4 protein-coding genes, 1 rRNA gene and 1 pseudogene are annotated in these 6,914 nt (G+C 63.6%); all 6 read right to left on the bottom strand.

The features are described 5' to 3' along the window. Positions 1-1,576 (bottom strand): DNA repair protein RecN (gene recN, locus EU811_RS17410; protein WP_142939579.1); only part of this gene is annotated, 1,576 nt, incomplete at its 3' end. A gap of 3 nt (positions 1,577-1,579) precedes the next feature. Next, positions 1,580-2,620, bottom strand: a complete 1,041-nt coding sequence (locus EU811_RS17415; protein WP_142939580.1) for an NAD kinase — start codon at positions 2,618-2,620, stop codon at positions 1,580-1,582. 12 nt (positions 2,621-2,632) lie between these two features. Further along, positions 2,633-3,438 (bottom strand): annotated as a pseudogene (locus EU811_RS17420) (TlyA family RNA methyltransferase). Between the two features lie 3 nt (positions 3,439-3,441). After that, a complete protein-coding gene (locus tag EU811_RS17425; RefSeq protein ID WP_142939581.1) occupies positions 3,442-3,702 on the bottom strand; it encodes a hypothetical protein in 261 nt (86 codons plus the stop codon). A 9-nt stretch (positions 3,703-3,711) separates the two neighbouring features. Then, positions 3,712-4,698: an HAD-IIA family hydrolase gene (locus tag EU811_RS17430; RefSeq protein WP_142939582.1), complete on the bottom strand. Its 987-nt coding sequence runs from the start codon at positions 4,696-4,698 to the stop codon at positions 3,712-3,714. Between the two features lie 1,989 nt (positions 4,699-6,687). Further along, positions 6,688-6,804: ribosomal RNA gene (rrf, locus tag EU811_RS17440) — 5S ribosomal RNA — on the bottom strand. Between the last annotated feature and the right edge of the window lie 110 nt (positions 6,805-6,914).

Raw genomic sequence — 6,914 nt, forward strand, 5'->3', positions numbered from 1 at the left:
TCCCGTCAGCGCCGCGCACGGACGTTTTAGTCACGCGGATATGTTGATCCGCGAAGGCAGCCACCTGCGGCAGATGGGTCACCACCAGCACCTGGACGTGCCGGGCGAGCATCGCCAGCCTGCGTCCAATTTCGACGGCGGCCCGCCCACCCACCCCGGCGTCCACCTCATCGAAGACGAACGTCGGGACGGGATCCACTGCGGCGAGCACTACCTCAATGGCCAACATGACCCTGGACAGTTCACCGCCGGAGGCCCCCTTGCCCAGGGGCCTCGCCGGAGCACCGGAGTGGGGCTGGAGGAGAAAAGCGATCTCATCAGTGCCCCAGGGGCCCAGCGGGCCGCTCCCGTCCACCTCGATGACCAAGGTGGCGTCAGCCATCGCCAGAGCCTTCAGCTCGGCACTGACCCGGGCTGAGAGGTCCTTCGACGCCTTGAGCCGGGCCTTGGTGATGCCCGCCGCCAGCTTGCGCAGCGTTGCCTCCGCAGAAGCAACCTCGGCGTCCAAGGATTCGATGCGAGTGGAGTCATCCTGCAACTCATCAAGGCGGGTCCTCGCAGTAGCCGCCCACTCAAGCACTTCATCAATGCTCGGGGCATACTTGCGGATCAGCTTGGCAAGGGCAGCCCGGCGTTCCTCTATTTCGGAGAGCCGCTCAGGGCCTTCGGTGTCCAGGGCCGCCTGGTAACTGGAGAGCTCGGCGGCGATGTCATTGAGGAGGAAGCCCACCTCCGCCAGCCGGGCTGCTGCCGAACGGAGTTCCTCGTCATGCTCAGCCACATGCTCCAACGTCCGCTTGGCCGCATCCACCATGGTGGTTGCATCGCCGGCGTCCCCGAATTCCTCGGCAATGAGGGACTCATGGGCAGCAGCTGCCGCTAAACGCAGCTCTTCAACGTTGGCCAGTTTTACGGCCTCGGCCTTGAGCGTCTCGTCTTCACCCGGCTGGGGATCCACCTCATCAATTTCCTTGAGGGCGGCGTCCAGCGATTCAGCCTCGCGCAGACGCTCGCGGGCTTCCCTGCGCAACGAATCAAGTTCAGACTGGATAGCCTTCCAGTGGTTGAACAGGTCCTGGTACTCCCCCAGAGTCTTCGCCAGGGACGTTCCGGCAAACCTGTCCAACGCGTGCCGCTGCGCGGTAGCGCTCTTGAGCCGGATCTGGTCCGACTGCCCATGGACTACCACCAGACTTTCGCCCAGCTCGGCCAACACTCCCACTGGTGCCGCTCGCCCGCCAACATAAGCACGGCTACGTCCGTCAGCACCAACGGTGCGGGCCAGCAGGAGTTCAGCAACGCCGTCGAACTCTTCCGCCTCGCCGCCGGCTTCCTTGGCTCGCTCCACCGCGCTGTGCCCCGGATCAAGCTTCAACACAGCTTCGGCCGAGGCGGATTTGGCCCCGCTTCGAACGGCACCGGCGTCAGATCTCGCACCAAGAAGAAGTCCGACGGCGGTCACCACCATGGTCTTGCCGGCACCGGTTTCGCCGGTGACGACACTGAGGCCCGGGCCTAGCGGCAGGGCTGCGTCTGTGATGACGCCGAGGTCACGGATTCGGAGTTCTTCAAGCATGGTTCACTTCGCATTCGTGGGATCTGATGGCTCACCTTGCCCCAGGTCCTGGGACGTTGCAGAGTCCCGGGGACTGGGCAAAGGAGCCGGTGACAGGGTCCGGATGACGGGGATGGGACCGGTGTGGACTTCGCCGCTCCGAGGGGCCGGGCCACGCCAGCCGTGGATGGGAAGCTGGAACTTGCGGACAAGCCGGGCAGAGAACGGCGTCTTGTGGGTCCGGGCCAGGCGCACCGGGGTGGCCGAGCGCGTTACTTCAACACGGGCTCCAGGCGGCAGATCCACCGAACGACGGCCATCGCACCATAGAACTCCGGTGGCGTCGGTCCGGTTCATGATTTCCACGGCCAGCTTGGAACGCGGGGACACCACCAAGGGCTTGGCAAAAAGCGCATGTGCACTGATGGGAACAATGACCAATGCTTCGACCTCAGGCCACACTACGGGCCCTCCTGAAGAGAAAGCATAGGCTGTGGAACCGGTGGGCGTAGCGAGGACAACACCATCACAGCCGAACGACGTCAAAGGACGCTCGTCCACCTCGGTGACAACTTCCAGCATCCGTTCCCGGTTGGCCTTCTCGATGGCAGCTTCGTTCAAAGCCCACGTGTGCCAAATCTTCTGGCCCTTGACCCACACCTGGACATCGATGGTCATGCGTTCTTCCACCGTGTACTGGCGGCTGGCGATCCACTCCACGGTCTGGGCCAGATCGGCGCGTTCACTTTCCGCCAGGAAGCCCACATGCCCCAGGTTGACGCCCAGCAGCGGGACGTCCACCTCTCGCACCAGTTCGGCAGCCCTCAGGATGGTGCCATCCCCACCAAGAACCATCACCAGCTCCACGTCCTCCAGATTGACGTGATCGTTGAGGATCTCGATAGGAGTATCAAGGGCACCGAAGAATCGTTCAACATCTGCAAGTTCGGATTTCTGCAGCACGGGAACCAGGCCGGAGGAATGCAGTTGCGTACAGGCATCCCACGCTGCGCGGAGCGATTCCTCCCGCCCTGTGTGGGCAAGGACAAGTACACGCCTGCTCATCGGATCTGCTTTCTAGTGGTTCGGCCAGAGTTTCTTGATCAACGCAGCAACGTCCTCGTCCCGCNNTTAGGCAACACCGCTGACATACTGCGCTTCATCCACAGGAAGTATTCAACATTTCCGTCCTGGCCCGGCAACGGACTGGCCGCCAAGTCGTAAAGTTCCAGGCCGGCGTCCACTGCAGCGCGGGCAACCTGGGCCACCGCCCGGCGGCGTTCATTCTCGGAGGACACCACACCGGTTCGGCTCAGGCGTTCCTTGCCAACCTCGAACTGTGGTTTCACCATCAGGACCATGTCACCGCCCGGCTCGGTGCATTGCGCAAGTGGCCAGAGGACCAGCGTCAAGGAAATGAACGACAAGTCAGCCACCGTCAACGTCGCCGGGCCACCGACATGCTCCGGTGTCATGTACCTGACGTTGAGGCCTTCATGGACGTCCACTCTGGGGTCCTCCCGAAGGTGCGGCACCAGCTGGCCGTGCCCCACATCCACCGCCACCACCTGGGCGGCACCTTGCCGGAGCAGAACGTCAGTGAAACCGCCTGTGGAGGCACCGGCGTCGAGACACCGCTTACCGGCAACCACGACGGCGGGGAACGCCTTCAGCGCGCCGGCCAGCTTGTGCCCGGCACGGCTCACGTAAATGTCCTCCAGATGGGATTCGACATCCAGCTCCGTCTCCGCATCCACCTGATGTGCGGCTTTGACGAGGACGTGACCGTTCGAGCTGACCTTGCCATCACTGATGAGTTTGGCGGCATGCGTACGCGACCTCGCCAGCCCACGGGTGACGAGTTCCTGATCAAGTCTTTGCATTCGTTAACTGTCGCCTTCCGGGCGCGAGCCGCTCTTCGGGGTTGCCGGAAGCCCGGGTTCCGCGTCCAAAGCTTCCAACAAGGCGTCATGGATGCCGGTGTACAGCTCCCCATGGTCCGGCACGGGTGACTCCGCTACGCCGTCCAGCAGGCCGAGGGCCCTGTCCACCAGGGGATCCCCCGTGGGGCTCGCCGTGTCAGGCCACTGGACTGCGGGTGGTTCCGGATCGGGATGTTCCGCATCGGACTGTTGGGGGTCGGTCATCGCACCAGTCTAGTGATTTCGCCACACCAGCTGCGGAGTTTGCGCCACGTCCGTGTCCGGAACAGCTGCCCACCACGCCGCGCATGCCGCCCGCCAAGCGTCGAGATCGGCCTCGTCTCCTGTGACGGTCACGGTGCCATCCCCGGCAACTGCAGATGCCGCACCACAACGGAACGTACCGGCGTCGCTGACAACCTCCGGATACGGCGCGTACAGGCCCTCCAAGTCCGCCAGGAGGTAGTCCGGACGTTCATCCGTTCGTGCAGCAATGATGGTGTGGGTGGTGTCCACCCCGGTGAGGACGGCCGCCGTCGCAAATCCTGCACGGTTGCCGCCCAGGATGTCGGTGTCCAAACGGTCGCCCACAACCAGCGGACGGTCGGCCTTAAGCCGTTTGGCCGCTGCATGGAACAGAGGGGCTTCCGGCTTGCCGGCCACCAGAGGTGTCTTCCCCGTGGCAGCCGCCACAGCGGCAACCAACGTTCCATTCCCAGGGGCCATGCCGCGGGCCTGCGGGATGGACATGTCCGTGTTGGTGGCAAACCACATGGCTCCCCCGGCCACAACATACGACGCCTCCGCGAGATCCTTCCAGCCGATCTCCGGGTTGAAACCCTGGACGACGGCTACCGGAGATTCGGCGGCACTGTGCACGGGCTTGAGTCCCGCCAATTCGATCTCATGAGCCAAAGCTGCGCTGCCGGTGATGAGGACATGCGCCCCCGCAGGCAGCATGGAAGCCAAAAGCTCCCCTGCTGCCTGGGAGGAACTGACCACTTGATGGTCCTCAGCCGGCGCGCCAAGCTCCCGCAGATGCGCCGCAACCTGAGCCGGAGTGCGGGAGGCATTGTTGGTCACATAACCAAGGCCAACGCCTACAGTTTCGAGACGCCGCAATGACTCCACGGCCCCAGGGATGGCATGCGGTCCCGCATAGACCACCCCGTCCAGATCTGAAAGGACAGCATCAAACAGTGAGATCAGTGAATCAGCCATGCTGGGAGTCGGAGCCCTCGTTCTCGGTATCTTCGTCTTTTGCCTCTACGTCGTCTTCAGCTGAATCGATGTCAGATTCTGCGTCATCCGACTCGAAGTAGTCAGACTCCGCATCATCAAGCTCAACCTCATCGTGCTCAACGTCAGCGGCTGCGGCCTCAACAATGACCGTTTCTGTTTCAGGCTTCACGACGTCGGTGTCCCGCACCGGCTTCTCGAAGCGCGGCTTCCGCGCGGCTGCTTCTTCCTGCTCGTCCCAGCCAAGGTCAAGAATTTCGGGCTCAGCGAAGTCGCCAACACCCAAGGCGCTCTCAGCAACGAGCGCCTGGCGGGCCCACTTATCGGCTTCCTCGGTACGACCCACTGCGCTCAAAGCCTCAGCGTATGCGCGGAAGAGGCGCGGGCTGTAAGAGAAGGCTCGGTTGATGTCCAGCTGTGGGATCTCGAGCTCGCTGACAGCAGCATCCAGCTGATTGAGGTCCGCACGTGCGCCGGAGGCAACGATAGCGAGCTCAACCTTGCCCGGAGCGTCAAGATCCTGGGCTTCGGGAGAGCGCACCATGTCCAGTGCACGATCAGCGCGGCCAAGGCCACGCTCGCAGTCGGCCATCACCGGCAAATGCACGTTGGACCCACTGATGCGGCGGTAGGTACGGAATTCACGCAGCGCCTCGCCGTAATGGCCGGCGGCGTAAGCGGTCAGACCTACCGCTTCGCGTACTACTGAGAGGCGTCCACCGCGGCGGCTTGCAGCAAGGGCGTGCTGGAAGGCGAGCTCGGGCTCAATGTCAATCAAACGTCCCGCCATGACCAGGTGCTTTGCGACCCAACCTGCGCTCTGCTCCTCGAGGGTCTTGATTTGGTGGCCCGTAGCGCGGTCGAGTTCCTTGCCCGTGACGTCCTCGTCAATTTCGGGGGAACGCTCACGGTCAGGACGGTTGGCGCTGCGGATGTCCTTGGCGTTGGGAACGCGTGCGGGGCGCTCTTCCCATGCGCCACCGCGTTCGTTGCGGTCGCCACCAAAGGAACGACGATCGCCGCCGCGTTCGGGCCGGTCTCCGTAGGGCTTGCGGTCGCCACGGTCACCGAACGGCTTGCGGTCGCGGTCGCCGCCGAAGGAGCGGCGGTCATCGTTGTCGCGGCGGGGGCCATCAAAGTTCCGCGGTCCACGCTCGGGCCGGTCGCCGAAGGGCTTACGGTCGCCGCGGTCATTATTGAACGGACGACGCTCGCCATCACGGGCCGGACGGTCGCCACGGTCACCGAAAGGCTTACGGTCACGGTCGCCGCCGAAGGAGCGGCGGTCATCGTTGTCGCGGCGNNCCGAAGGGCTTACGGTCGCCACGGTCATTATTGAACGGACGACGATCGCCATCACGGGCCGGACGATCGCCACGGTCATCGAAAGGCTTACGGTCACGGTCGCCACCAAAGGAGCGACGCTCACCATCACGAGCCGGACGATCGCCGCGGTCATTGTTAAAGGGGCGTCGCTCGCCATCACGGGCCGGACGATCAGTACCGTCCCGGTTCTCCCTGGAACGGAACCCGCGCGGGTCTCCGCCGGAATTGTTGTTGGGACGGTACGAACCGCGGTCGTCGCGGTTACCTCCGAAGTTTCCGCGATTGCCGCCGCGATTGCCGCCGTTGTGCTCAGCCATGGTGGATTCCTCCTGTTGCGAGCCGACCACTGGCGCGTGCGTAGTCGCTCATAACCCTTATTTCGTTGTCACGCCGCCAGTAGCGCTCGGCTACCGACTCGTATATCTGGTTCAATTCTATTCGACCCCGCCACAGCCACCGAACGCCGGAAGCACCTTTAGGCCGTCCCGTGGCAAGTCTCACAAGCGCGACGCTACCAAGCCGTCTCGCACCACCGGCGCTCATCCGCCATGGGAGACAGCACCCCAGGCAGAGAGCTGTGGGGTGGCTTGATTGTTAAATGCGGGGAGCCCCGACCGTGTGGTCGGGGCTCCTCCGTGAATGGTTGTCCGGCGGTGTCCTACTCTCCCACACCCTCCCGGGTGCAGTACCATCGGCGCTGTGGGTCTTAGCTTCCGGGTTCGGAATGGGACCGGGCGTTTCCCCCACGCTATGACCGCCGTAACTCTGTTACCCGTCCCGGGTGTGCGGGCCCTTGAGGGGGCTGCTTTCCCGGGTGGGAAGACTGTGGTTACAACTGTGGTGTTGTTATTTAGTTGTTGGTTCCTGGTTCG

Origin of the sequence: Arthrobacter sp. TS-15, assembly GCF_006964045.1 — a bacterium.
Classification (GTDB): domain Bacteria; phylum Actinomycetota; class Actinomycetes; order Actinomycetales; family Micrococcaceae; genus Arthrobacter.

What these genes read in the sequence shown, in the direction of transcription:
- EU811_RS17415 (WP_142939580.1), bottom strand. Translation starts at nt 2,620, where the DNA reads ATGAGCAGGCGTGTACTTGTCCTTGCCCACACAGGGCGGGAGGAATCG.
- EU811_RS17425 (WP_142939581.1), bottom strand. Translation starts at nt 3,702, where the DNA reads ATGACCGACCCCCAACAGTCCGATGCGGAACATCCCGATCCGGAACCA.
- EU811_RS17430 (WP_142939582.1), bottom strand. Translation starts at nt 4,698, where the DNA reads ATGGCTGATTCACTGATCTCACTGTTTGATGCTGTCCTTTCAGATCTG.